This window comes from Porphyromonas bobii (assembly GCF_943169685.1).
Lineage (GTDB): Bacteria > Bacteroidota > Bacteroidia > Bacteroidales > Porphyromonadaceae > Porphyromonas > Porphyromonas pasteri.
On the sequence record NZ_CALPBU010000001.1, the window covers coordinates 61,727 to 86,111 of the forward strand.

At 54.2% G+C, this 24,385-nt stretch carries 26 protein-coding genes; 13 read left to right on the forward strand and 13 right to left on the reverse strand.

Going from position 1 to position 24,385, the window contains the following annotated elements; translation table 11 throughout:
* The first annotated feature begins 47 nt into the window (after positions 1-47).
* From KO088_RS00270 to KO088_RS00325, 12 genes are all read left to right on the forward strand, one after another.
* Positions 48-518 (forward strand): terminase gpP N-terminus-related DNA-binding protein, encoded by a 471-nt coding sequence (locus tag KO088_RS00270; protein ID WP_215492800.1) that lies wholly within the window; start codon positions 48-50, stop codon positions 516-518.
* Positions 515-2,044, forward strand: coding sequence for a hypothetical protein (locus KO088_RS00275; RefSeq protein ID WP_215492802.1), 1,530 nt, complete (start codon positions 515-517; stop codon positions 2,042-2,044). The genes KO088_RS00270 and KO088_RS00275 overlap by 4 nt, the downstream gene beginning before the upstream one ends.
* A gap of 4 nt (positions 2,045-2,048) precedes the next feature.
* Positions 2,049-2,513 carry a DUF1320 domain-containing protein gene (locus KO088_RS00280; RefSeq protein WP_215492804.1) on the forward strand — a complete coding sequence of 155 codons (465 nt, stop codon included), beginning with the start codon at positions 2,049-2,051 and terminating at the stop codon, positions 2,511-2,513.
* Positions 2,514-2,515: 2 nt separating this feature from the next.
* Entirely contained in the window at positions 2,516-3,361 is an 846-nt protein-coding gene (locus tag KO088_RS00285) for a hypothetical protein (protein ID WP_215492806.1), read from the forward strand.
* Positions 3,351-3,839: a hypothetical protein gene (locus tag KO088_RS00290; protein ID WP_215492808.1), complete on the forward strand. Its 489-nt coding sequence runs from the start codon at positions 3,351-3,353 to the stop codon at positions 3,837-3,839. Before KO088_RS00285 ends, KO088_RS00290 begins: the two co-directional genes overlap by 11 nt.
* The gene (locus KO088_RS00295) at positions 3,832-4,650 is read left to right on the forward strand and encodes a hypothetical protein (RefSeq protein ID WP_215492809.1); all 819 of its coding nucleotides are present in this window, start codon (positions 3,832-3,834) and stop codon (positions 4,648-4,650) included. Before KO088_RS00290 ends, KO088_RS00295 begins: the two co-directional genes overlap by 8 nt.
* Positions 4,647-11,369 carry a CotH kinase family protein gene (locus KO088_RS00300; protein WP_215492810.1) on the forward strand — a complete coding sequence of 2,241 codons (6,723 nt, stop codon included), beginning with the start codon at positions 4,647-4,649 and terminating at the stop codon, positions 11,367-11,369. The genes KO088_RS00295 and KO088_RS00300 overlap by 4 nt, the downstream gene beginning before the upstream one ends.
* The gene (locus tag KO088_RS00305) at positions 11,363-11,926 is read left to right on the forward strand and encodes a hypothetical protein (RefSeq protein ID WP_215492811.1); all 564 of its coding nucleotides are present in this window, start codon (positions 11,363-11,365) and stop codon (positions 11,924-11,926) included. Before KO088_RS00300 ends, KO088_RS00305 begins: the two co-directional genes overlap by 7 nt.
* Positions 11,904-13,250, forward strand: coding sequence for a phage portal protein family protein (locus KO088_RS00310; RefSeq protein ID WP_215492812.1), 1,347 nt, complete (start codon positions 11,904-11,906; stop codon positions 13,248-13,250). Before KO088_RS00305 ends, KO088_RS00310 begins: the two co-directional genes overlap by 23 nt.
* Positions 13,251-13,546: 296 nt before the next feature.
* On the forward strand, positions 13,547-14,653 hold the full coding sequence (locus KO088_RS00315) for a phage head morphogenesis protein (RefSeq protein WP_215492813.1): 1,107 nt from the start codon (positions 13,547-13,549) through the stop codon (positions 14,651-14,653).
* Positions 14,654-14,760: 107 nt separating this feature from the next.
* Positions 14,761-15,345, forward strand: coding sequence for a phage virion morphogenesis family protein (locus tag KO088_RS00320; protein ID WP_215492814.1), 585 nt, complete (start codon positions 14,761-14,763; stop codon positions 15,343-15,345).
* A 2-nt stretch (positions 15,346-15,347) separates the two neighbouring features.
* Complete coding sequence (locus KO088_RS00325; RefSeq protein WP_215492816.1) at positions 15,348-15,866, forward strand: hypothetical protein; 519 nt, start codon at positions 15,348-15,350, stop codon at positions 15,864-15,866.
* A 332-nt stretch (positions 15,867-16,198) separates the two neighbouring features.
* Here KO088_RS00325 and KO088_RS00330 read toward each other — a convergent pair whose 3' ends face one another.
* From KO088_RS00330 to KO088_RS00390, 13 genes are read right to left on the reverse strand one after another with little or no spacing between them, the layout of a single operon-like run.
* The gene (locus KO088_RS00330; protein ID WP_215492818.1) at positions 16,199-16,549 is read right to left on the reverse strand and encodes a Cof-type HAD-IIB family hydrolase; all 351 of its coding nucleotides are present in this window, start codon (positions 16,547-16,549) and stop codon (positions 16,199-16,201) included.
* Entirely contained in the window at positions 16,546-16,995 is a 450-nt protein-coding gene (locus tag KO088_RS00335) for a DUF4494 domain-containing protein (RefSeq protein WP_215492820.1), read from the reverse strand. The genes KO088_RS00330 and KO088_RS00335 overlap by 4 nt, the downstream gene beginning before the upstream one ends.
* A gap of 7 nt (positions 16,996-17,002) precedes the next feature.
* Complete coding sequence (locus KO088_RS00340) at positions 17,003-17,530, reverse strand: hypothetical protein (RefSeq protein WP_215492822.1); 528 nt, start codon at positions 17,528-17,530, stop codon at positions 17,003-17,005.
* Positions 17,527-18,186 (reverse strand): DUF3164 family protein, encoded by a 660-nt coding sequence (locus KO088_RS00345; protein ID WP_215492823.1) that lies wholly within the window; start codon positions 18,184-18,186, stop codon positions 17,527-17,529. Before KO088_RS00345 ends, KO088_RS00340 begins: the two co-directional genes overlap by 4 nt.
* A gap of 5 nt (positions 18,187-18,191) precedes the next feature.
* Complete coding sequence (locus KO088_RS00350) at positions 18,192-18,425, reverse strand: hypothetical protein (RefSeq protein WP_215492824.1); 234 nt, start codon at positions 18,423-18,425, stop codon at positions 18,192-18,194.
* A 6-nt stretch (positions 18,426-18,431) separates the two neighbouring features.
* On the reverse strand, positions 18,432-18,869 hold the full coding sequence (locus tag KO088_RS00355) for a hypothetical protein (protein WP_215492825.1): 438 nt from the start codon (positions 18,867-18,869) through the stop codon (positions 18,432-18,434).
* Positions 18,856-19,191 (reverse strand): hypothetical protein, encoded by a 336-nt coding sequence (locus KO088_RS00360; RefSeq protein ID WP_215492826.1) that lies wholly within the window; start codon positions 19,189-19,191, stop codon positions 18,856-18,858. The genes KO088_RS00355 and KO088_RS00360 overlap by 14 nt, the downstream gene beginning before the upstream one ends.
* A 19-nt stretch (positions 19,192-19,210) precedes the next feature.
* A complete protein-coding gene (locus tag KO088_RS00365; RefSeq protein ID WP_215492827.1) occupies positions 19,211-19,855 on the reverse strand; it encodes a P-loop NTPase family protein in 645 nt (214 codons plus the stop codon).
* A gap of 2 nt (positions 19,856-19,857) precedes the next feature.
* Complete coding sequence (locus KO088_RS00370) at positions 19,858-20,739, reverse strand: AAA family ATPase (protein WP_215492828.1); 882 nt, start codon at positions 20,737-20,739, stop codon at positions 19,858-19,860.
* Positions 20,730-20,927 (reverse strand): hypothetical protein, encoded by a 198-nt coding sequence (locus KO088_RS00375; protein WP_060935350.1) that lies wholly within the window; start codon positions 20,925-20,927, stop codon positions 20,730-20,732. Before KO088_RS00375 ends, KO088_RS00370 begins: the two co-directional genes overlap by 10 nt.
* A 2-nt stretch (positions 20,928-20,929) precedes the next feature.
* Complete coding sequence (locus KO088_RS00380; protein ID WP_215492829.1) at positions 20,930-21,136, reverse strand: hypothetical protein; 207 nt, start codon at positions 21,134-21,136, stop codon at positions 20,930-20,932.
* A 36-nt stretch (positions 21,137-21,172) separates the two neighbouring features.
* The gene (locus tag KO088_RS00385) at positions 21,173-23,242 is read right to left on the reverse strand and encodes a hypothetical protein (RefSeq protein ID WP_215492831.1); all 2,070 of its coding nucleotides are present in this window, start codon (positions 23,240-23,242) and stop codon (positions 21,173-21,175) included.
* A 28-nt stretch (positions 23,243-23,270) separates the two neighbouring features.
* The gene (locus KO088_RS00390; protein ID WP_215492833.1) at positions 23,271-23,630 is read right to left on the reverse strand and encodes a hypothetical protein; all 360 of its coding nucleotides are present in this window, start codon (positions 23,628-23,630) and stop codon (positions 23,271-23,273) included.
* Between the two features lie 100 nt (positions 23,631-23,730).
* On the opposite strand from KO088_RS00390, the gene KO088_RS00395 reads away from it, so the two are divergent.
* Complete coding sequence (locus tag KO088_RS00395; protein WP_215492834.1) at positions 23,731-24,210, forward strand: hypothetical protein; 480 nt, start codon at positions 23,731-23,733, stop codon at positions 24,208-24,210.
* The last annotated feature ends 175 nt before the right edge of the window (positions 24,211-24,385 follow it).

The following is a 24,385-nucleotide window of genomic DNA, read 5'->3' on the forward strand; positions in this document are numbered from 1 at the left end:
TATTGCGTGCGAACTTTGCCTCAGGAAAGAACGAAACAACAGGTCACATGGCAAAGACTCAAGATACCCCCAACAGCAACAAGCGCGAGATGGCACAGCGCCTCTACGTAGACAGCGGATACACTCAAGATGAAGTAGCCAACATCATAGGTGTATCGCGCCAGACCATCGTGAGGTGGGCAAAGACGTACCATTGGCAAGAGCTTAAAGCAGCGACCTCGGTTTCACCAGCCGAGCAGATTCGTCAGCTTCGCCAGCAGATAGCCAACATTAACGAGTCTATTCTCAAACGTCCACTTGCAGAGCGCTGGGCCACCCCAGCCGAAGCAGACTCTCTCAATAAGCTTGCTGCAGCCATCCAGAAGCTCGAGAAAGAGGTTGGCATTGAAGATCTCGTGAACGTGGCCATGGGTATGACAGCATGGGTCAGAGAGAGTGACACCGACAAAGCAAAAGCACTCGGTGCACTCTTTAACGCATACATCCAACACATCAGCGGGGGAGGGCGCAAGGTATGAATCAATCGGAAAAACAAGCCCTTGCAAGGTGGGAAGAGTTCCACCGCTCAATGCAGAGCAACATATTTGTTGACACCTCCCTCGCAGCGCATGAGGTGGAGGCTCTACGCCTACAACTAGAAGCCGATCCTATACGCTGGATACAGCATATCTTCCCAGCCTATGCAAAATACCCCTCTGCGGACTTTCAGAAAAAGGCCATCCTCCGCATCATAGAGCACGAGGAGTGGTATGAAGTACTCTCGTGGGCACGTAGTCTAGCGAAGAGCACGGTGGCGATGTTTGCCCTCCTCTACCTCGCTCTCACAGGTCGCAAGAAGTTCATCATTTGCGCCTCTGCAACGGAGGATGCTGCCATACGACTTCTCACCCCCTATCGCGTAGCCCTCACAAGCAACCCCCGATTACGTCAACTCTATGGTGAGCAGAAGACCCTTGGTGCCTGGACGGAAAGTGAGTTCACAGCTAGATGTGGCTGTATGTTCCTCGCCATGGGCGCGGGGTCTGCTCCTCGTGGTGCTCGAAATGAGTACGCCAGACCTGACGTGCTCTACCTCGACGACTACGATACCGACGAGGACTGCCGAAATCAGGAGACCCTAAAAAAGAAATGGGAATGGTGGGAGCAAGCGCTCTATGGTACGCGAGACATCTCGGAGCCCCTCCTTGTGCTGTGGTGTGGCAACATAATAGCTAGAGACTGTTGTGTTGCTCGAGCTGGCAAGCAGGCTAACCACTGGGACATTGTGAACATCCGAGATAAGCAGGGGCGTAGTACCTGGCCTGAGAAGAACAGCGAAGAGAAGATCGACCGAGTACTATCGAAGATCAGCAAGCGGTCACAGCAAGCCGAATACTTCAACAATCCAATAGCTGAAGGGAAGATCCTCAAATTACTCCCCGTTGGCAAGGTCCCCGACCTATCAAAGTTCCGCTTCCTGGTCGCCTATGGAGACCCTGCTTACTCCGACAGTAAAAGCCGAAAGAGCTCAACCAAGTCACTATGGCTGATGGGTAAGCACAAGGAGCGCTATTACATCATTCGTGGATATCTCGGGCACGCTACCAATGCTACATTCATCAGTTGGTACTTTGAGCTTGAGAAGTTCGTCGGTGGGGCTTGCCCAGTGTATCATTTCATCGAAAACAACAAGCTGCAAGACCCATTTTTCCAGCAGGTTTTTCGCCCTCTCTTGCACGAAGAGAATAAACGGCGGAAGATGAACCTCTACATACGACCTGACGAGAAGAAAAAGACGGATAAAGCCACACGTATCGAAACCCGCCTAGAGCCGATAGACCGCGAAGCGCGATGGGTCTTTAATGTCGAGGAGCAGGATAACCCAATGATGAAAGAACTCATTGATCAGTGCAAGCTCTTTGAAATGCACCTGCCCTACCCTGCCGACGGACCAGACTCACTCGAGGGGGGGATACACATCCTTGACGAAAAGCTCCTAGAGTTGGAGCCTCCTACCACCATTGGCTTCGGCGAATTCCGACGCAACAACCCTCACAGACTATAGCACTATGCCTACAGGTAATTTCATCGATCCATCCGACTACAATAGCTCCATCCATAGAGAGATACTTGACTCACTCGTTCGGCGCGAGCGGAGCGCAGGTGTTCCCAACCCCGACTACGACCCCGAAATCGTCGAGGTCTGTGAAGACCGAGCCGTAGGGGAGATGCAAGGCTACCTCATGAAGAGTTATGATACGGAAGCAATCTTCAATGCTCGTGGATCAGAACGACACGCTCTCATACTGATGTACGCCATTGACATTGCCATTTATCACCTCTTCTCGCTTCACAACCCTTACAAGATATCTGAACTGAGAAAGGCTCGCTATGATCGCGCCATCGAGTGGCTCAAGATGGTAGCTAAAGGGACCATTACAATAGGAGGTGCTCCACGCCTATCTGAGAGTGACCAAACCCAAAACTCCCCATGGCAGATAGAAAGCGAGCCTTCTCGACCACACCGACTATAGACATGGCAAGAACCGTAGACGAAATTAAGCGAGAGATGACCGATGCATTCATGGCTGATCCAGTCATCCGCGAGAAGTACCAGCTCAAGGAGGGGGACACCTTCCGCTCAGCCTTTTCGCTGGTCAGCCTGGAGAATATCCTCTTTTTCATCGTAGCAGCTGCGCACCATGTTGTGGAGCGCATCTTCGATGGGCACCGTGATGACGTTGAGCGCACGCTTGAGCGTGCTATCGTGGCCACAGTGCCTTGGTACTATCACAAGGCGCTGGCTTATCAACATGGCGACAAGCTCTCCCTTGATGAGGCGACGATGCAGTATCGCTATGACAAGATAGACGAGGGGCGTAGGGTGGTCAAGTACGCCGCAGTCCGCGACCGTGGCGGGAGCATACAAATCCTTGTCTCAGGAGAAAAGAGCGGGCGCCCCGAAGCACTATCGAAAGAGGTACTAACGGCGTTCGAAGCATATATCCGTACACTCAAGCCAGCAGGCGTTGTCATCTCTGTGCGCACCTCCCCCGCGGACCACATCCGCATATCAGCGACTATCTATGCCGACCCGATGATCCTCTCCCCTCAGGGTGTGCGCTATCGAGATGGTGCGCGACCTGTAGAAGAAGCTATCAACGCCTACCTCGGCGGCATCACATTCGGTGGCACATTCAACAAGACGAAGCTCGTCGACGCTATCCAAGCCGTCGAAGGTGTCACAGATGTCATCCTCGGTGACTGCTCTGCACGCCCAGACGCCGGCACATACAAGAGCATTGACGGCAATAACTACACCGCATTCAGCGGTTCAATAATCTCTGACGACCTCAACTCAACGCTTCGCTATGTGGTATAAATTCGACCCGCTCAAGTTCGCGGCGGATATGCTCCCTCCAGTTCTCCGATCAAAGGTACTCCTCGCTATCCTACGAGCACTACTAACTCCACTCAGGAGACTCCTTGACAGATTCGGTCAATTCCGTGGAGACGTGCACCGACGGCTCAACACTACGGGGCAGACCTTCTCCCTCGTCGCTGCGCTTAACGAGAAGTATAGACTCTCTCCAGGAGCGATCTATATAACCGACACGGACGATAAGCAGCTCTACCTCTACTTCTCATCGGAGGGGAATGCACCGCTTCACCTACACCTAATCTCCGAGCGGCAAGACCCCTTCTACCTCAGCTTCGCGCATGAGGGGAAGCACGAGCCTGACTTCATCGTCCACATCCCCTCCTTCCTTCGTAGCGAGGAAGCTGAAATCATCAGATTCATCAACATCTATAAGCCTGCTGGCAGAACATACAAGATAGAATACTACGACTATGAATGAGATTAAATTCACTGAGGGCGGGCAGCCTATCTCCCTCGACGACCTCAAGCAACTCAGCGACAACATCACTAGTAGTGTCGCACTACTAGCAAGCCTCTGCGGCGACGGCATCCTTGACGGATGCTACATCTCAGGTGATCAAACGAGTGGAGGCGCACGCATTTTCATATCCCCAGGACACGCCATTATTGGGGGGGCTATCTATGATGTTGACGAGACTGAAATGCTCTTTAATGGCCTCGGCCTGGGCAACCTCCCATCAGAGATCTACCTTGTCCCCTCGGCCGATGAGAGTCGCTCGATGGATTTTGCCGACGGAAGCACGCATCCAACCCGCGTGCGAAAGACCGCGATAGCTGTTCGTGAGCGTCCATCCGACAGGGCCTACATTGCGTACAAGCTATCAGCTAACAACAGCAGCAACCCACGCCCATTCATCCCGAGGAGCGAGGAGGCGAAGGTTGACAGCTACCGTATCCTTCGCGATGGCAAGCAGGTCGGCAACATGAATCTCCATGTTATCAACGGACTCCATAGATTTAGGGCTTGCGAGCTGCATATTCCCATCGATAACAATGTCATCAGATCAACAGATGCTGTGAATACGATGTACACCATCGATGGACCCAACTCCAACAAGCTCTACTTCTCCCTTCGCAACGTAGTAGATATCTGGCAAAGGACGACCTACGACATCATCATCGCAGGGGGCAACATCTCGCTGCAGAAGGAGGGCCAGCGCATCAACGAATTTGACGGTCATGGGCTTAATGCCTTTGCTCTCATTAAGACAGACTACTCTCTCGTATGAACAACTCTCAGATAGACCTCATCAAACGTGCCGAGGCCCTCGCGTCCAAGACTGAATCGGGCTCAATCACCCCCGAAGAGCTCGGCTACCTCATCCGCGATGTCGCCGCCTATGTCGCCGAGGTAGAGCGCGAAGGTGGAGCACTCGGCGTACGTAAGGTGTACACCTCCATCTCGGCGATGAAGTCGGATACGACTCCCACTGGCGACGACGACAAGCCCCTACGCCGTGGCAACCTCGTTGCCGTTTATGACGATGCTCACCCTACGGCAGCGGACAACGGGCGTATCTACGTGTACACAGGGGCAGGCTACACGGAAGTTGCACATCTGCAGGTGCACCTTAGTAACCCCTACTCGGACGAAGATAAGACAAAGGTAGACCTCATCAAGACTGATGCTGGCGAGGATCACTACCTTGCAGGCGACGGTAGCTATAAGCCTATCCGTGTGCCTCAAGCCCCCGTGCAGAGCATCTCCGTGGGCGGTACGAACCTCCCTCCCGACTCTCGTGGTAACGTTGACCTCACCATCCCCAAAGCACCAGTGCAGGGTGTGGCAGTCAACGGCAGCACTGTCGCTCCTGACGAATCGGGCATCGTCAACATCGAGACCAAGAGTGGCACGGTACAGAGCGTCACGCTCAATGGGGTCAAGTCGCTCCCTGACGAGTCGGGCAACGTGGCTATCTCCATCGATGAGGTGGCTGTCGATGACACCCTCAGCGCGGAGAGTACCAACGCCGTATCTAACGCTGCAGTCACGGCCAAGCTCAACGAGGTAGAGCGTGCCACCATTGCAGGGATGGATGCTCAGCTCTCAGAGGACGAGCAGACCGTCACGCTCAAGCTCACCAACAAGCAGGGGGGCGAGGTAGCCTCTGTTGACCTCCCCGCAGGTGGGAAGGGAGGCGGAGGCGGTGATCAGCAGACCACCCGCATCATCCTCACCTCCTCGGTGTCGCAGTCGGCCGTCAAGGCTGGCGACACCGCACAGCTGACCTACACCTACCGACATGTGTCGGCAGACAACGACGAGGCTCCTACGGGTGTGCAGGCGACTATCCGCCTGACCATTCGTCGAGGGGCGACCCAGCTCCTGGAGCAGATCATCCCCGACGTATCGGCAGGGATGTACACCCTTGACCTTACGCCCTACCTCACCACGGCAGGAACAGTAGACGTGCAGATACTCGCCACGGCTACCAACGCCGAGGGGAAGACGCAGAAGCGCACGATCGCCACCTCTGTAGCCGTCTACGCTCTTGCGCTTAACTCAAGCTACTCCCTCTCCTCTGGACTACCAGGCTACGCTACAACGGACATCCTGGCTATCCCTTATGCTGTCACTGGGGTTGGCAACAAGACCATCACCCTCTACATCGATGGGGTGAGCTACAGCGTGCAGAGCGTCACACGTGCGGGTACGACTAACGGCACCTTCCAGGTACCCCTCCAGGGGGCACACGAGGGCCGTCACACAGCTCAGCTCATCGCCGAGCTCACTATTGGAGCTAAGGAGATCCGTAGTGAGAGCATCTACTTTGACTACTACATCGGCAAAACAGAGGACCTTCCTCGCATCGGCGTCATGCTACGTCGACACGATGGCCACATCCTCCCAGCCGAGGAGCACCTCTCACCGCGCCTAGACGCAGAGCAGTTTGCGAGCTACAGCTTTAGCTACGCCCTCTACGACCCTCAGCGCCAACCTGCCGACCTATCACTCCAGGTAGGCGACTCCGAGGCGCTGTCGCTCTCTATGGGCCGAGGCGCGGAGGTCTACACCTCACGCAGCGTCGTTGCAGGGGATATCCCTGCACGCCTATCCACGCGTCTTGACGTGAGCTACGACCTCACCATCTCCGTGCGTGAAGGCCACGTTAACATCGGGGAGGTCACCGACGGCGTGACCCTCGCTCTCTCAGCACTCGGACGCAGCAACTCCGAGGCTAATCCAGCCACGTGGAAGAGCAGCGGGATCTCCACCTCCTTCCGTCAGTTCGACTGGGCTGCTGGTGGCTGGGACGGCTCGTCGCTCCAGCTTGTCAACGGCTCATCCATCACTATTCCTGCGACCTTCTTTGCCACCGACCCGATGGGGCTTGGCGGTACGATCGAGCTGGAGCTTCGCACCGACAACGTCCTCTCATCGACGGGCGCGGTCGTCTCCTGTCTTGACGACAAGGGTGTCGGCTTTATCGTCACGGGTAAGCAAGCCGAGCTGCGCACCGCGTCAGGTGCGGTTGTAGTCACCAAGTTTGCCACAGGTGAGTTCTACCGCATCGCCTTTGTCGTGCAGCCAAAGTCGGGGAGTCGACTCCTGGAGATTTACGTCAACGGCATCCGCTCAGGGGCGGTCAGCTACGGGCAGGCGGATACCCTCCTGCAGGTTGCCTCCAAGCCTATCGACGTGACCAGCCAGCATGCCGACGTACGTCTTCGTGCCGTACGACTCTATGGCCGCGCACTCTCCGACGATGAGGTGCTCAGCAATTACATAGCTTCACGCCCTGATGCTGCTGAGGTCGTGACGCTCTACGAGCGCAACGATGTCCTCGGCGACGACGGAGCTGTCTCCCTCGACAAGCTCCGCAGTCAGGGTAAGAGCGTGCTGCGCATCGTGGGCAATGTCCCCCTGGTCAACGAGACCAACACCAAAAAGTTCGAGGTATCGGTAGACATCTACTTCTACTCGGGATTCGGCAAGCAGTATGACTTCGTCTGCAAGGGCGCTGGGCTGCGCATCCAGGGGACATCTTCCACGACCTATCCCCGAAAGAACTACCGTATCTACCTCGACCGCAAGAAGAAGTACAATACCACCCTCACGGTGGGAGGTGTAGAGCAGCAGGAGCTTAAGTATGCCTTTACGCCTGGAGCCGTACCCGTTTCGATCTTCACGATTAAGGCGGACTTCGCTGAGTCGAGTTCGACACACAACACGGGGCTGGCAAAGCTCATCGACGAAACCTTCCGCAGAGCAGGCATTCTAACACCTCCCCAGAAGGCTTCGCAGGGCGTTCGAATAGCTATCGACGGCTTCCCGATGGATGCCTTCTTTGACATCGATGGGGCTGGCCACAACACCTACCTGGGCAAGTACAACTTCAACAACGACAAGAGTGGCAGTGAGGAGGTCTTCGGCTTCATCAAGGACGACAAGTGTATGTGTCTGGAGTTCCTCAACAACTCCGAGCCACTCGCTCTGTTCACGACCGACAACATGGCGAGCTTTAAGACGGCGCTCGAGTTCCGCCATCCTGACGGGGTCGAGTGGGACACCGCCAGCGAGGCACAGAAGACTGCCGTACGTCGCCTGTGGAAGTGGATCATCAACTGCAAGGGCAACCCCACCAAGTTTAAGCGTGAGGTGGCCGACTACTTCGACGTGGATAGCCTCACGGGGTGGTACGTCCTCACCGAGTACTTTATGATGGTGGACCAGCGTGCAAAGAACATGATGCTCGCCACGTGGGACGGGCTGCACTGGCACTTCCTCCCCTACGACAATGACACCGTCCTCGGGGTGCGAAATGATGGTAAGGTCGTCTACGACTACACCATCGATGAGAATACCTTCGACGAGACGATCGGCTCCTACGCCTATGCTGGGCACGACTCCCTCCTTTGGCAACTCGTCAGAGAAGCTCTTCCCGACAAGCTCCACGAGACGGCGCAGAAGATCCGCGCTACTATGAGTAAGGAGCGCGTACTGGAGATGCTCAACGGCAAGTTCATGAGGAACTGGTCTGAGCGCGCGTACAACAAGGACGGTGAGTACAAGTACCTCCAGCCCTATACGGCAAGCGGCATCGACTACCTCTACTGTCTGCAGGGCTCACGCTATGCTCACCGCACGGCGATGATTAACGATCGCTTTGCACTGCTCGACGCCCAGCACCTGGCGGGTACGTATCGAGCCGATGCGCTGCGCCTCTACTTTGCCCATCAGTTTAGCTCCGACCGCAAGCGCATCAGCATCACGGCCAGCGAGCGCTACTACTTTGGCTATGGCTACACCTCTAAGGCTCCCCATGTCTCAGGGGTGAGAGCGGACGCAGCAGGCTCTAAGGTGTCACTTGAGCTGGACATCGACCTCATCGTCAACGACCCGCAGAACATCTACGGGGCGAGTCGTATGGCGGAGCTTGACCTCTCCGACGTGAGTGCCTACATCGTCGGTACGGCGAACTTCGACAAGTGCTACCGCTTATCGAAGCTCAACGTCTCATGCGCCACAGGTCAAACAACCCTCACGGCCGTCACCGTAGGTGCGTGTCGTGTGCTTGAAGAGCTGAGTGTGGCGGGGCTTCGCTCACCCTCCTTCCGCTCGCTTGACCTGACGGGAAATCCCCGTCTGAAGAAGCTCGATGCGTCGAATACTGTCCTTACGGATATTGTGCTGGCAAATGGCTCCCCTATCACAGAGCTTCGTCTACCCGAATCGCTCACGACGCTTCGACTTCGCTACCTCCCCAAGCTCACTACCGAAGGGATCGTAGGACTGAACTCTGAGACTGTCACCCGCCTCTGGTATGAGGGATGCCCACAGATCGACTGGGAGGTACTCCTGGAGCAGCTCACCGCTGTGACGCACCTGCGTATCGTCGGCATCGACCGAACGGGGGATGTCGCTTGGCTCAACCGCTTCCTCTCCAAGGGTGGGATTTCCGCGTCAGGCTCACTCACCACGACCTGCGCGCTCGTAGGCACGTACCGCCTAACGCAATTCATCTCAGATGTCGAGTACGACAAGCTCGCTGCTCACTTCCCCGAGCTCAGCATCCGACAGCCCGAGTACACCATCGTAGGGTACGTCAACCGCACGGTGGATAAGCAGGGGTTCACCCAGGAGGTGCTAGCTACCGACCGCTGGTTCAACCACGACAACCAGACGGGGTTCGGCTTTAATAAGCCCTACGCGCCGTCTGGACACCTCCTGCGTATCTTCAAAGCTCGCCACCGATGGCGCGGTAGAGAAGAGAAGCGCGGGGAGATGGTGGTCTATCCTCTCAGAGATGATCACTTCGGCTACTACGCTGATGGGCTCACACGCGACCTATCCACGCCGACCAACCTCGCTGACGCAGAAGAGGGTGGCATTTGGGTGAACGAGCCACACTACTGGTACAAAGGCATCCACGACGGGGACACTTGCACCGACTACCAGGTGTATAGTTCGCTCCTCGATGAGCCACGCCGTCCAGAAGGGAAGCTCTATGACATGAAAGCGATTGAGAGCAAGCTGAAGCCCGTGCTACAGCACTATATCCGCTGTCCTAAGGGGTCGGAAGGCAAGAACATCTCTGAGTGCATCTACAAGTACCGCGCGGGCTACACCAACGAGAATGCCTGCAACCTCTACTCTTACATCAAGGTGCCTGTCAAGGGGTATAAGAGGGTGAAATTCCCCCTGTGCAACAACGGCTACAGCAACTCCGACGATCCAAAAGACGAAGTCAAGCATCAAGGCTACTTCCAGCCAGAACCCTACGCCGATCGATTTAGGTGGGAGAGAGGATGCATGATCTCAGCGGTTTTCACGGATGCCGATGGTAAGATCCTTAAGGTCATCCGACTCTCCAACAACGAGTACCCGCTCTTTGTGTTGGACTACGTCGCCAGCATCCCTCACGGCGCAGCCTACCTCTACACCTCTGTCCTCACCGAATTCATTGATTCGGAGATGGAAATATGGCTGACCAACTCATCCAACCCTGCCGACTGGGAGCCCCACTGGCAAGAGCACAAGGAGACCTGGACATCAGCTGTGCCGATGCACTGGCAAGAGGGCGAAAGCCTCCCCGAAATGACTATTGGGGAGAGCAAGAGGCTCGGGAAGCAAGGTGAGATGCAGTATAAGTTCATGCTACTTCATGGCATGTACGACCAGCTCTCATACGAGGAGTACAAAGACCTCCGCAACCTCCTCTGGGCGCATAATGGCAACTTCAAGCTCCGAGACATCTATGGATGGGGGGAAGGAACCACGGAGACTGAGCGGCACTTCAGGGGATTCTTCTCGCTACCCGAGGCGGGGATGGCAGGAACCACGGCACGAAACCCCCAAGGGAAGATTTCCGAACGTCCTGGCGTCATCGTGCAGGATGGCAATCGCAACCCCATCTACAAAGAGTGCCCTTATCCCACCGCCTTCGGCTATATCTGGCTGCCCAGCTCGTTCATCCTCTCTCTGTCGACATACACGAAAGACGGTGCTTACTGCGCGCACTCCAAGCACGATGCTGTGCGCGGCGCTGCCACCACGCGAAGAGATCACGCAGACATCGGTGACCACTACAATAAACTTGTATGGATGCGCGAGTGGAGGCACTTTGGAGGCGTTGAGCGTCGCATTCACCCGCTCGGCAAATACGAGCGCAAGGAGTATGCACAGGAGACGTCTGTACTCCAGGTTGTGGGTGGGCGATATCTCGACATTGTCACGCGAAAGAATGGGGGGAGTCAAAATGTAGGATGCGCCATGCGCAACCTCTTTGGCGAGCTCCTCAACGACAACGAGGTGTATTCAACAAACCACGAGGCATGGGGTAGGTATGCCGACGGTGGGGTTTACACCAAATGGGACTGGACCCGCCAATTTCTCGTCCCCATCTTCCGCGGCAAGGTGATCAAAGCCTCCTCTCCCGAAGAGCTCCGCAAGCTCAAGCATTACAAGTTCCTCCTCGAAGAAAGACCAGACCTCAGCAAATGGTAACGACAGATCGCCAAAGCGGCAACCCCTATATGAGCGGTAAGCTCCTCTACTGCATTGATCCGCTCAATGAGCGCTACCTCATCGCCTACGACCTCCAGGAGATCGACAGCGAAGAGGGAGCCCCGAAGCAGTACACCTATCTCACCGAAGTATTTGACCACCGCCCCTCTCTGCATGAGGTGGCGGAGGTCATCTACCGCCCATACAACGATCTCTGCGACGATCGGGTGCTTCGTGGATTTAGCTACACCACGCTGGAGGAGACGCCCGTCACACGCCACGTATGGCTCGACGAGACCAACCAGCGCAACTTCCTCGGAGAGTTCACCTTCGCCAAGCTCTTTGACGGAGTGAATCTGCCGACCATCATCAAGATGGGGCTTTCCGAGGATGAGGCCTACTATTATCAGGTCTCCACGCTCAACCAATATAAGCATTTCATCCTCTCGGCGCTTGGCCACATCAAGCAGTGTCTCTCCGAGTGCTGGACAGCCAAGCAAGCAGTAGACCTCACCCCTTACACCCTTGACAGCAATGGCACGCAAGTCAACAACTAAAGCCTCGCGCCGCATTATAGCGGGGGGAGACTCTGTACAAGAGGCAGACATTATTCTCTCTGCCCCTGAGCTGTTCTATTTCGACATCAACAAGTATATCCGTAGCATTAAAGCGGCGTCAAGCATCAACTTCAGCTATCGTACGCAGCTCTACGACATGTATGAGTCAGCCTTCCTGGACCTTCACCTTAGTGGAGTTGTCGCCAAGCGGCTCAGAGGGGTTACAAAACTGCCTATTGAGTTCCAGCGAGACGGGGTTCCTGATGACGAGCTGAACAGACAGCTCGCCTCGCCCTGGATGAAAGAGCTGCGAAAGGATATCATCATGGCTGATTTCTGGGGTTACTCGCTCTTCCAGTTCTACCTGGACGAAGAAGGGCGTCTACGCTATGACCTGATCCCTCGCAAGCACTACGATCCGATCAATCAGCGCTTACTTCGCTCCCAGAATGATACCGAAGGGCGGAGCATTGAGGAGTTCGAAAACATGCTTTTCGTTGGTAAGGAGCGCTCTCTAGGCATTCTTGCTGAGTTGATGCCCGCCATACTCTACAAGCGCAACAATATCGGTGACTGGGCGAAGTTTTGTGAGCTATTTGGCATCCCGATCCGAAAGTACACCTATGACGCAGGAGACGAGGAGACCCGCCGTCGCGTGCTCAAGGATGCCATGGGACAGGGGGTAGGCGCTGTCTACATCATGCCGAAGGAAAGCAACATGGAGATTATCGAGGCTGGCAACAAATCGGGGTCATCTGAGCTTTACAAGAGCTTTACAGACTATTGGGACCGCGCCATCTCTATCCGTGTACTCGGGAATACGCTGACTACAGATGCCAGTAGCACAGGAACACAGGCTCTTGGCACCGTACACAAGGAGGTTGAGGAGGAGGTTAACGAGGATGACTGCTTCGCAATCCTCGACGTGCTCAACTACTACCTCCTGCCGATCTTCGAAAACCTCGGTTTTAACGTTTCGGGGGGAGAGTTCGTCTACGCCAAGCGAGAGCGGCACGATCCATCGCAACGCGCAGACCTCTACCTCAAGGCTCAACAGCTCGGATTACCTCTTGACCCTGACGAGATGTACGAAACGATGGGGATCAAGAAGCCCGATGACTACGAAGAGCAGATGGCTATTAAGGAAGAACATCGCAGGGCGATTGCCGAAGCGCTTGAAGAGCCTTCGAAGGGAGACAAAACGTCCTCAGAAGAACCTTCGAGGGAGGACGCAAAGGGGAAAAAGTCCATCAAAGACAGCCTTGCTCGTTTTTTCAGATTAGCCCCAGGGGAAAATCCCCTCGGGGCGGACAGCGACTTCTAATAAACGCTCTTTACTATGGTTGTCCCTGCGCCTCATGCTCGCCGATAAGCAACTCCACACCTCCCGAGGCGGTATTCTCCCCTGAGGTGATGGAGGGCTTCCTCCGAAAGATATACGATGGATTTGATGTCTCTAACGACATCGAGCCAACAGCGTGGAGGGAGGTGCTGCGCATCATGAATTCTGGGGCTGTGCAAGGGCTCTCCGAGAGCATGAGCCCACCTACTCACGAGGAAGGCTTCTTGCGCAGCATACGGCACTCCAACGAGGTATTCTCCGTCTTCAAGACCCACGCAATGGGAACAAAGATGGCGGAGCGTCTTATCGGTGAGGACGGGAAGCTCCGCTCCTTCGAGGAGTGGCGCAAGGCTGTTGCACCCATCGCTCGCCATCAGGTAGGCTCGTGGCTTCGCACCGAGTACGACACCGCTGTCATACGTGCTCATCAGGCGGCCGACTGGATCGAATTCGAGGCCAATAAGGACATCTTCCCCAACCTACAGTGGATGCCTACCACATCGGTATCTCCCGAGTCAAGCCATCAGGTATTCTGGTCGAAGCCCGTCATCCTCCCCGTGGATGACCCCTTCTGGCAAGAGCATCGGCCAGGTGACAGGTGGAACTGCAAGTGCTCCCTGGATGCCACCGATGCTGATGTGCAGCGTCTCGATCCACAAGAGCGCAAGGAGGCTGCAAAGCCAGAGCATCAGGCACAGCGCGGGCTTGAGGGAAACCCCGCCTATAAGGGGCTCATCACGAATAAGCACCCTTACTATCCCGAGAGCTGCGCCAAGTGCCCGTTCTACTCCTCTAAGGGTATTAAGGGGTGGGTGCGTAAGCACCTCTCTAATCGTGTCAAGGACTGCCATAATTGCCCGCATGTCGATCTTAAGATCTTCCAGGCCAAGCTCAGCGAGCAGTACCCCCTTGACCGATGGGAGCACACCTTTATTTCGGATTCAGGAGGGTACGTCGTGACGGAGCGCTTAAGGATCAAGGAAGGCAAGGTAAACTCTACCGAGCGAAAGAAATTCATCAAGGAGCTGGAGACGGCTAAGGTCATGGCCAAGCATGGGTTCGCAATAGTCTACCTTGGGGAGAGCGGTCGAACACAGGGAAAAACCTACGATATCTTACTAAATGGGATCAGCTGTGAGATCAAGTGTTTTTCAGGCAAGCAGGGAGGCGCTATCGAGGAGCAGCTCAAGTATGCATTCAGCTCCCAGGGAGCTAAGACGGTTGTTGTGCGCTTAGAGGAGCGAGGCGGACGTGCATACGATAAACTTACGACCTGCCTCAAAACGCAGAAGCTACTTAAGGATAAGCCGATCTACTTCTTCTGGATGGATACCCCCGAAGAACTGGAGATATTCCCCAGCCGCGAGATTATCAAAATAAAATAAGGGGCTGAAGCAACAAGCTCCAGCCCCCTGTGGATATCGGAGTGGAATCTTACGACCCCTCTCCTCCCCCTTTCGGGATACCACAAATATAATCAATATATATGTAAATGCAATCCGCTAAACTCGTTAAGGTCATTGCCCGCCTCACCGCAGAGTACGAGAAGGAGATCAATGTAGTCTTACCTCGCAGGGTTGCGGTCCTGGCGAAGCAACACTACAAGGCTAACTTCCGACAGTCTGGGTTCGTTGATGGAGGCTTGCGTCCGTGGCAGCGTGCCCAGCGAGAGGGAGGGTCAAGCACCTCAGCTCAGTACCGCACGCTCACCTCTGCACGCAACCACTTGATGAGTAGCATTGAGGCTGTGCCGAGTAGGGCATCTGTACTGGTTTACAACCCCGTCCCTTATGCCCGCATCCACAATGAAGGCGGTATGCTCATATCTAATCCTACGGTCACACCAAAGATGCGTAAGTATTTCTGGGCACAGTACTACCACGCAGGAGGAGACAAGGGGGGAGAGGCTGCCGAGAAGTGGAAGCGCATAGCGTTAGGCGCACGTGACAAGCTGATGATCAAGGTGCGTATGCCCAAGCGTCAATTCATCGGCGAGAGTAAGGAGCTACGCGAGCGTATAAACGAAGAGATCATCAAGAGTATTAACAAGGTTAGCGACAACGCGCTTAAAGAATAGCTATGGAGTATCTTATTTTACCTATAATACAGCATGTAGCAGGGGGATTACCCGAGCTCAGCTTGGTTGACGAGGACTACGGTCAACTGGAGGTTATCGATGACGACGGGCGAGAGATGTACCCGATCACTTATCCAGCCGTCTTGATAGACCTTGAGCAGGTCGATTGGAGCGAACTATCTGGTAAGAGCCAGATGGGCGAAGCTCGCCTCAAAATCCGCCTCATCATTGACTGCTACGATGACACTCACAGCGGGAGTGGCACTGAAGGACGCATCATTGAGCGAGAGGACTTGCGTAAAAGGCTACATGGGCTACTAGAGGGATTTCGTCCGACCACAGAGTCATCGGGGCTTACACGCGTCGAGAGCAAATTCTACACTTGGAATCATGGCATCAAAGTCTACCAAGAGGTGTACACCTGCCGTATCTCGGAGGTTATCACCCCTCAAATAGGGTGGGCTGGAGCTCCTCCGTCGATTCACATACAGCTCTCTTCCTCGGCCCACGAAACCCCGTAAACTCCCTCTTCGGAGCCTCTGAAGGAGTATCTTTGCCGTTAATAATGGAGCGCAGTATATGTAAGATTGTACCCTCGGCAATAAAGAATTCCTGCTCCAGGATCTCGAATACCGCAGAGTAGCGCATACGACGAACATCCAATAGGTAGCGATACCTCTGGTACAGCTTTTGGTTGCGTTGCTCTATGAGCTCTTTACTTCGACCCTTGGGCATATTACTGATGTGGTGGGGATTATCTACCACAAAGATACCTCCAATATACCTCTCACAGCAAATACTTGAGGGGGCGTGTAGCTGTTGCCACACGCCCCCTCAATCGTTGTAGGTCTGCTTAGTAGTCGGGATGCGATCTTAGCAGGCGCATCGTCTCATACCAGCCAGGGAAGCCTCCGAGGTTCTTGTCGTCGATGTAGACATTGGCGTAGACCTTTTTGCCCCCATCGCCATAGATCGCAAGGTTCTCAGGCTCGTGGTCGTTCACTCGGTCAAATGGGATGCCCTCCTCCAGGAGCCAGTTGATCGCGTTGACAAGCAGCTCTCCTGTTCTGCAAGTCCAGATGATGATGTAGTGACCCTTCTCGCGGAGCTCTTCGAGGCTCTTTTTCGCGCCTGGCATCGTATTTCCGATACTGGGGTAGGCACTCTCACAGAGTGTGCCGTCGAAGTCAACAGCTATAATCATACGTCCGTCTCTTTAGGTGCAACATACTGATACACACCGAGGATGCCGAGGTCTGCAATGCCGACGATCTCATACGAGGAGAGGCTCTCGCTGAGGTGAGACTCCAGCAGTGTCGCTGCCGAGAGCAAAGAGTCCTCTCTGACCACCATTGCCACGGAGGTCTTACGCTCCTGCCCCGAGCTCGCATCCAGCGTGATCAAGTTGACCTTCCCGCGGTAGTAGTTGCTACCGTTGTTGCTGATCAGCATATCTGCCAATCTCATCGGGCGGATGTTCACCACTTCGAGCACCCCGCACGAAACGAAGGGTGTTACCTCCTTGATGATACGCTCCTCAGCCTCCGTGAAGGAGAGGGCATCCACTAGATAACTTTCAGAGACCTTTCTAAGTCCCATCTCGTCGCCCTGACGTTCATAGGCGACGGTACACAAATACCATTTATTCATACTTTTCTTATACTAGGTTAAGAGCCTTCAGCAACTCGTACTGGAAGGCTGAAGTGATCTCATCTTCCCACACATGGTAGTCAGTGTTTTTCCCCAACTCACTACCTCTTAGGCTAAGGACATAGACATCTCGTGTCTGAATCTCTTCGGTCGGCTCTTGGTCACGGGGTAAATCCACAAGTTCCACGCCTTTACGAATCATATATCCCCCCGCATATACGGAGCCGTGTTCATCAATCTTCTCGAGATTAACTTTAAGACCCTCAATATATGCTTTTACGACTGCTCTCTCTGTTCGGCGGTAGCACTCTGTAGCTATATATATCGCTTTCTCTTCGCTGGATGCGGAGAACTTCCGAAATGACCAGCCAACCTCTATTATCCACGTTCGCTCTTCGCCCATGGTTCGGAGCGAAGCCAGACCCATTGGGGTTAAGGCGAGCAAATGGCATCCGTTTTCATCTTCGGTGCGGGTGGGATCCCAGCTCTCCCACAATTCGCCGTGGGAGAGCTGCTGTGTGAGAGTGTACGTCATACTTCGACCATCGATAGGGGGATGTTCACCCACTTGCCCTTCTCGTCCTTCTCTTCAGCACGGATGAAGACACGCGTCCACTCGGATAAGAAGGCTTCCTTAATGATGGTCACGCCTCGTGCAAAGCGTGGGTCTGCCACCATTTCGACATACTTATCAAGCTGGATGACGTTCTCCGCCTGAAGCTGACCGCGGCCATCACGCGAGAGTAGGTCGAGGATGATGCGCACGAGCTTCTGCGACTTCTCTCCATCAGCCATCGACGCGAGTGACTCTTCGATGAGGGAGATACCAGCGTCTGCCGTTGCGTCATAGGAGACCTTTTTATATTTCCCAATCGTGATGCGCTGATTAGCCTCCTCATTTCGTAAGGTGTGCTGCCCCTGCTCTTTCCCCCCGATGAGGGAGATTTTAAGTTCCAGAAGCGAGCTGAATGTGGAGAGGACACGCATCTTCGCACACTTGAGAGCTTCACTCGCCGCCTTCAGATCTCCGAATGTCTCGGATACTGCCTGCGCGGAGAGACGACGGAAGTCCTCGCGTTCACTCTTGGCGCGCTGCTCTTCTGCGCGTGCCTGCTCTTGCTCTTTGAGACGCTGGTACTCGGCCAGCTGCTCTTCGGTGATAGCCACCGTCTTGTTTTCTTGTTGTTCCATCTTACTTATTGCATGATTTTAATGGGTGATTCTACTCCATCGCGGTAGCGCTTGTCCATGCGCTGTCGCACCGCTTCGATCTTCCAGCCGAGCGCGTTATATCGACTTCGCTCAGCTGGCGTCGCCGTGTCGGCTCGTATTCGCTGGAGGAGCTCGTCACGCTCCTGCTCGTACATCTCGATATCCTGCTGGTAGGACTGCTCAAGATGACGCTTGGCAGCCTTGTCTATTCGTCCCATGTGTCATTAGTTAGGTAGTTGTCCTTTGGTGATCTCGGCACCTAACGCCGCCCTGCGCTGCTCATAGCCCTTCAGCTCTGCCTTATTGCGTATTGACAGCATCTTCACTCGGAGCGCCTTCAGTTCGGGGATAGTGAGGTATCGGAAGGGCTTCCCTGCTATACGGGGGATACAACAGAAGCGGTCAACAGCATCCCAGTCGGTGGTGTCGATGCCATAGAGCTGGAATTGCCTCAGTACTGCTGAGCGAGCCTTTCGCTTGTCATCAAGGCACTCTACCTGTCGCCTCAGATCCCTGATCATCGCATTGTACTCATCATCGGTCATCTCCCGTAGTGACCTGGTGCGTCCTCCCGTCCACTGTAAGACCAGTTCTTCTTTAGATGCACCAGGCATCGTCCCTAGGAGGGCATAGAAGGAGGCATAAGAATTACGCTTCGACATCACTATCTCCCGTCTGATTATTGCCTTGCTCCAGGAGCGCCTTTTGGAGTTCCTCTTTCTGTTGTAGAAGCACTTTGATTTCGTTGCTTTTATTTGCATTAGTTATCAAGGCTCTTTCAAACAGTGCTATCGTAAAAGAATGAGATTCCTCGAGCTCACTCAGTTCCTTCTTCAGTCGAGCATTCTCCTCTCGAAGGCTTTGACAATCTGATTCGTCCTCATCACTCTGTGCATGTGATTTTTCTTCATCCTTATGAGTAGAGATGCCGGCAAAGAGCAGTAGAAGCATTGCCCCGAGAGTAGCTCCGATTAAGTAGTCCATCGGTTCCTTTTAATTCACGTTAATATTGAGATTCATTTTCATTTGTTTCAAGCCCCCAGTACTTAGCCTCTGCTGATGCCCAGATGCTGTAGTGCTTACCTGATTCGGGCATGAAGCGTCCCTTGCATATTGCTCGGTATCCCTGTACTAGGATCTTCATGTCGGCATCGTACTGTACACTGACAGCGGTTGACCCTTTGGGCTTCTCCCCATCGGCGTGCGATACGAAGATGAAGAGCTTGTTAGGGAATTGCTCCTTGAGCTTCTTGTACTCCTTATAGTTCATCCCTGTGTACTGCAAGGAGTCGATGATTATGAAGTCTGGGGAGCGTTGGCGCTTGAGGCGCTCGGTGAGGGCTTCTATCGGCTCTCTATCGAGGATCAAGAAGCGCCCCCGAGCCTCCTCCATTCGGCATCGGCGCATATTGTTTTGGAAGGAGAGGGAGAGGGACTCTTCCAACGAGTTGTAGGCTACCTTACCGTGCTTAGTCAGTTCTCTTGCCAGTTGCATCGCAAAGGAGCTCTTCCCATTGGCGCTCTCTCCCCAGATAAGCCAGACACCTGTACGTCCTGGCTCCCCGAAGGCATCCCGCCACACCCCCTCGAAGGGGATGCTGGGGATCTTCTTGCGGAGTATCTCGGAGGGTGAGTAGGCTCTTTCCATCGCTATGCCCCCGCTTGTAGTTTGAGCTTCTCAATCTCGGTGTAAGCCCTGCGCAGGCTTCCTGACTTGCGTGCCAGACTTACAGCATCCACCCCTTGGGGGACGTTGAGCTTTGCCACCTCGACCACCTGGCGCAGGAGGAAGTTCTTGCGCTCCTCCCCATCGAGTGGAGTCACCTGGCGGTAAGCATCGCCGAAGCGGGAGAAGAGCTCGGTATAGCCGACCTTTCTACAGTCGATGCTTCGCTCAATCTTTGCTCGCAAGCCATCTGCGCCCATCATATACCATCCGCAAGCGTTCTCCAAGGCATTCCACAAGGCTTTAAGCTCGAGGAAGGCTTCATACTGCAGGTCTCCCGCCTCATCAAGGATGATCAGGGGCTGGTGGAGGCTCTTGACGTAGTAGATGAGGTTAGCGTAGATCTCCTCATACCTCCCCTTGGCTTCCAAGCCAAAGCCAAGGGCAATCTGTCGCACCAGACGAACCTTCGTCTTGACCTGAGAGCAGTCCACGTAGACGACGTTCTTATGCGTCCGAGCGTATTGCCGAGCCGAGAAGGTCTTACCGATGTTCGGCAGGTCGCAGAGGAGGGCAGAGAGGCTTCGCTCCTGGCAGGCTTCGAGCTGTCCCGTGACGTAGTCGAAGGTGGCGGTTGGTGCAACCTTCCATTCGATTTCGCCACGCAGGGGCACGTTGAGTCGTCGGGCGATGCTCAGCCAAGCAGTCTCACTCAGCTGTTTCTCGACTTTCCCCTTCTTCAAGACATTGTACACGCTGGGCGAGATGCCGAGGGCGGTAGCGTGCTTGCTATCGCTGGGGTAGTTAGCACGGTCGGCGAGTATTGCCTCGAGCGTGCGCCCCTTGAGTTCTTTCGTTAGTTCCATAATTCCTTGATTAGTTTCTTTGCCCAGCGGGTGAAGTGCTTTTCTTCGAAGTAGATCTCCCCGCTGTCACTCTTATAAGCCTTACCAAAGGAGCCTCTCTTTCGTAGTCGCTTGGCTCGTTCTTCGCCAAAGACCCTCTTGAGGTCATCCCACATATAGCAGGGCTCAAATACCACCGTCATCTTCATGGCTAGTCGGGACAGAAGGATTGCATCGTCAGTGCCGACTTAACTTTTGAGCTGAATCTCTCAAAGTCGTAGACTATTCCATCGTAGATCTCGGGGATGCATAGGGCGATACCAAAGGCACCTTCCTTGTCCAGTTCATTGAACCCTCCTCCATCGAACGTCTCGATAAGCTCCTCTCGAGTCCAGTAGTCTTTTCCGTTGTACTCCATTTCTAATCTGATTTAATTAGTGTTCGATTACTATTCTTACAGGTCTGCTAGCGCTCTCGCTCGGATGTCATCGACCTCGGAGGAGGTCACCAGCCAGTCCTCTGTTTCGTTTTCGTCGTGGAGCTCACCATCCTCGCCACGTCGTAACGTGACCACCTCCTGAGGCTCGAGGTCAGTAAGCATTCGGTGTGTCTCTTCCTTCAGCAGGCGTGCCTTGCTCGGCAGGCGCTCCGTGATGTAGTTGTCGAAGGACTTTACACGCTGTAGCTGTCCGTGTAGCTTCTTGCGATCCTCCGCCGTCTGCTCGATCGATGCCTCGTTGAAGCGTTCGACCTCGACAGCAGTCTCGATGTACCGCCCGCCTTCATAGACGTAGACTTCATCCATCTGCCCTTCCTCCTGCTCCCACCAGTAAGCATCTACCTTACCGTTGCGGTCTTTAAGCTTCCCGATAGCTTGGGGCGAAAGGGAGAAGGAGCGGTAGTTCGCCTTGATAGCCCCTCGACGCACCGAGGTTGCTCGATGCTCTCCGAGCAAGACGGCTAAACGGTGCTTGTCGATGCTTGCTAGTTCGGGGTTGACCGACTCCTGGAGGACTTCCCAGCGGGTGCGACCACCCCAGTATGCCTCATTCGTATGCGGTGAGTTGTTGTACTCTCGTATCAACCCCTCATAGAAGGCGACGGCATCCTCGTAAGCCCACACCTTCGACTTGAAGCGGTCATTATGCTCGTCGAAGCTTTTCTCCTCGCTGGTCTGATTAGCCTCCAAGCGTGCGTAGTGTCGCCCCGTGTTCGGAATAAATTCCTTCTCTACTTCATACTTAAAGAGCCTGTTGAAGTGCTCAGCGCCCTTTGCCTGCGAGTTCCCTGGTGCCAAGAAGAGCGCCTTAGGGAACAGTGCCCCGTCCGCCATCAGAGAGGTGCGGAAGTCCGATACCAGATGCTGTTCCACCTCTGCTTCATGTGGGCAAGGTAGCCCAAGCGAGAGGAGCGTGCGGAAGGTCGAACGCAGACAGCCGATGAAGATGTCGTGGCGCTTCTTCCCCGAGAAGGCATACCCGATGATTGCTTGGCTTGCCAAGTCGTAAGCCACGTAGATCTTCAGGCTGACGGTCTCGCTGATACCCTGCTCTCTCCAGTTGACCTTAATCTTGAGGTCTCGGTCGTCCAGGGAGATCTTTGAGAGGGACATCGTTGGGCGCTTACGCATCACGTAGGGCTGGTGCTTGCCTCGCCATGTCTGATAATCATCGTGCACCTTACCTCGCAGTGCCTTTGCCTCAGGGGTATTGAGGTAGAAGGCAACCGTAGAGGCGGAGAGGGGCTTGTACTGGCGATTGTCGTACAGCTCACCTGTCTCGGGATTGTAGATAGCTACCAAGCCTTCGACGAAGTCATTGTAGCGGTCTGCCACCGTGCTATTGTATGGTCGGGTGTCATCGTTGTCGATGGCAAGGAGGAGGCGGAGCGTGTCGTGATCGACCTTGCGAGTCTGTTGGTTGCCGAACTTCTTACTTATGAGACTTTCGTAGCCCTTCTGCTCAAACTCTCGCAGTGCCTTCCTAAAGCGGGGGGCACTCTGTGGGAGCGTATGCCCAACTTCTTGACGATAGTAGCCGATAGCACTCGCCAGTTGTTCCCAGCGTACCTTCTTGTTACCTCCCATCACTCGCTTCAAGAGGCGTATGTCCGCTTGCAAGCTCCGTACGCTCTGTAGTACCGACGCATTCACGATGTATTCCTCTGTCAGCTGGGCTATGCGCTCAAGAGAGAGGGTGAGGTTAAGCTCCCGCAGGCGCTTGGGATAGTACTCCTGAGCTTGGCGATCCCGCTGGTAGTGGTCGCTGAACCACTTGCGGAGTACCGCTACATGGACGGCATCGCTCCCAATTCGCTGATCTACCTTATCTCGGAGGTCTCGGGGCAAGCTGTCGTAGTCGATGAGCGCTGAGTTGCCTTTGCCTTTACCCTGACGCACAACCTTAATTTTGCCTCTGCGAACCATTGCTTGGTAGTTTGCATAGACAATGACGGGAGCTAAGCACTCGGACTGGTTATCGGAAGTTCGTCGATCCTCAATGAGGTCGGCAAGGTCTATCACCATGGATTTTCCGTAGTGCTGAAGCATAGTCTTAGAGATTGGAGGCTAGTGTCTGGAGCCCATCAAGCATATTGATGGTCACGTGGTAGCAGAGACTGACTACTCGCCCATTATGCTCAATGCGTCCTTCGCTGTTACCCTTGTCAATGATGAGCCGTGCGCCATTGCTGAAGACCTGGATCATCTGCCCGTCAGCGTCGTGTATCGTCTCGCACTCTGGTATGGTGCAGTAGACCTCACCGCCTAGCTCGAGAGCCAGAGCACGTGCCCTCTTTGCATCCTCTCCGTCTCGCTTGTAGTTGAGGGCGAGTGATAGCCCACCCTCAGAGATGTCCAGCTCCTGCATGATGCGCTTGCGGACATCGGCACCCACTTCAATGTGTCGTTGCATAGTTGTTGCCATGTGATTATTGTCTCTAATCGGTTTCTGTCTATCTTTACACGTTGTTAAGTCTTAACAACACTGCAAAGTAACGAGTAAATTTCTACGGATGCAAGAGGAAACGAATAAATTTATCGCACCAATCAAGGGTAGGGTTCGTAAGTATCTAGATGATAAAGGGATAAGATTGTCATCTTTTTTTTCTGAAACGGGGGTTTCAGAGTCATCCTTCCGAGGAAAATCTGCTCATAGTGAATTTGGAGGAGAAATTTTGTCCGTCATAGTCCGTACCTACCCCGATATATCTGCACACTGGCTACTTACGGGAGAGGAGGATGTTGCTAGAGCACAAGCCTCCATCATTGGCGGTAAAGCCAATGTCATGGCTAAAGATGGAGCTAAGGTGACCTATACTCATTCCTGCCTAGATAACTGTGGATCCTTCTCCGAGGGAAATACGAGCGTAACCACCCTTCTAGAGACCCTCAGAGAACAGCTGGGGGAAAAGGATAGACAGATGGCTGAGAAGGATAAGCAAATCGAGATGCTCCATAAGATGCTGTCAAAACACATGGATCTCAACCTGTAGACAGCTTGTATTCGCTTGAATATAAAGAGTTTGCACTTGGTTCCGTATAGTAATACCCCCATCAACTCACAACAAAAAGAGCATTTTATAACTCTTCTAACTGCAACGCCATAGCAGACTGAACGTGTAAATTTACACGATTTGACCACCTAAGTGACCACCTAAATTTATCGGT

Bases quoted from the DNA above. Each gene is read 5' to 3' on its own strand.
- KO088_RS00270 (WP_215492800.1), top strand. From the start codon at position 48: ATGGCAAAGACTCAAGATACCCCCAACAGCAACAAGCGCGAGATGGCA.
- KO088_RS00275 (WP_215492802.1), top strand. From the start codon at position 515: ATGAATCAATCGGAAAAACAAGCCCTTGCAAGGTGGGAAGAGTTCCAC.
- KO088_RS00280 (WP_215492804.1), top strand. From the start codon at position 2,049: ATGCCTACAGGTAATTTCATCGATCCATCCGACTACAATAGCTCCATC.
- KO088_RS00285 (WP_215492806.1), top strand. From the start codon at position 2,516: ATGGCAAGAACCGTAGACGAAATTAAGCGAGAGATGACCGATGCATTC.
- KO088_RS00290 (WP_215492808.1), top strand. From the start codon at position 3,351: ATGTGGTATAAATTCGACCCGCTCAAGTTCGCGGCGGATATGCTCCCT.
- KO088_RS00295 (WP_215492809.1), top strand. From the start codon at position 3,832: ATGAATGAGATTAAATTCACTGAGGGCGGGCAGCCTATCTCCCTCGAC.
- KO088_RS00300 (WP_215492810.1), top strand. From the start codon at position 4,647: ATGAACAACTCTCAGATAGACCTCATCAAACGTGCCGAGGCCCTCGCG.
- KO088_RS00305 (WP_215492811.1), top strand. From the start codon at position 11,363: ATGGTAACGACAGATCGCCAAAGCGGCAACCCCTATATGAGCGGTAAG.
- KO088_RS00310 (WP_215492812.1), top strand. From the start codon at position 11,904: ATGGCACGCAAGTCAACAACTAAAGCCTCGCGCCGCATTATAGCGGGG.
- KO088_RS00315 (WP_215492813.1), top strand. From the start codon at position 13,547: ATGGGAACAAAGATGGCGGAGCGTCTTATCGGTGAGGACGGGAAGCTC.
- KO088_RS00320 (WP_215492814.1), top strand. From the start codon at position 14,761: ATGCAATCCGCTAAACTCGTTAAGGTCATTGCCCGCCTCACCGCAGAG.
- KO088_RS00325 (WP_215492816.1), top strand. From the start codon at position 15,348: ATGGAGTATCTTATTTTACCTATAATACAGCATGTAGCAGGGGGATTA.
- KO088_RS00330 (WP_215492818.1), bottom strand. From the start codon at position 16,549: ATGATTATAGCTGTTGACTTCGACGGCACACTCTGTGAGAGTGCCTAC.
- KO088_RS00335 (WP_215492820.1), bottom strand. From the start codon at position 16,995: ATGAATAAATGGTATTTGTGTACCGTCGCCTATGAACGTCAGGGCGAC.
- KO088_RS00340 (WP_215492822.1), bottom strand. From the start codon at position 17,530: ATGACGTACACTCTCACACAGCAGCTCTCCCACGGCGAATTGTGGGAG.
- KO088_RS00345 (WP_215492823.1), bottom strand. From the start codon at position 18,186: ATGGAACAACAAGAAAACAAGACGGTGGCTATCACCGAAGAGCAGCTG.
- KO088_RS00350 (WP_215492824.1), bottom strand. From the start codon at position 18,425: ATGGGACGAATAGACAAGGCTGCCAAGCGTCATCTTGAGCAGTCCTAC.
- KO088_RS00355 (WP_215492825.1), bottom strand. From the start codon at position 18,869: ATGTCGAAGCGTAATTCTTATGCCTCCTTCTATGCCCTCCTAGGGACG.
- KO088_RS00360 (WP_215492826.1), bottom strand. From the start codon at position 19,191: ATGGACTACTTAATCGGAGCTACTCTCGGGGCAATGCTTCTACTGCTC.
- KO088_RS00365 (WP_215492827.1), bottom strand. From the start codon at position 19,855: ATGGAAAGAGCCTACTCACCCTCCGAGATACTCCGCAAGAAGATCCCC.
- KO088_RS00370 (WP_215492828.1), bottom strand. From the start codon at position 20,739: ATGGAACTAACGAAAGAACTCAAGGGGCGCACGCTCGAGGCAATACTC.
- KO088_RS00375 (WP_060935350.1), bottom strand. From the start codon at position 20,927: ATGAAGATGACGGTGGTATTTGAGCCCTGCTATATGTGGGATGACCTC.
- KO088_RS00380 (WP_215492829.1), bottom strand. From the start codon at position 21,136: ATGGAGTACAACGGAAAAGACTACTGGACTCGAGAGGAGCTTATCGAG.
- KO088_RS00385 (WP_215492831.1), bottom strand. From the start codon at position 23,242: ATGGTGATAGACCTTGCCGACCTCATTGAGGATCGACGAACTTCCGAT.
- KO088_RS00390 (WP_215492833.1), bottom strand. From the start codon at position 23,630: ATGCAACGACACATTGAAGTGGGTGCCGATGTCCGCAAGCGCATCATG.
- KO088_RS00395 (WP_215492834.1), top strand. From the start codon at position 23,731: ATGCAAGAGGAAACGAATAAATTTATCGCACCAATCAAGGGTAGGGTT.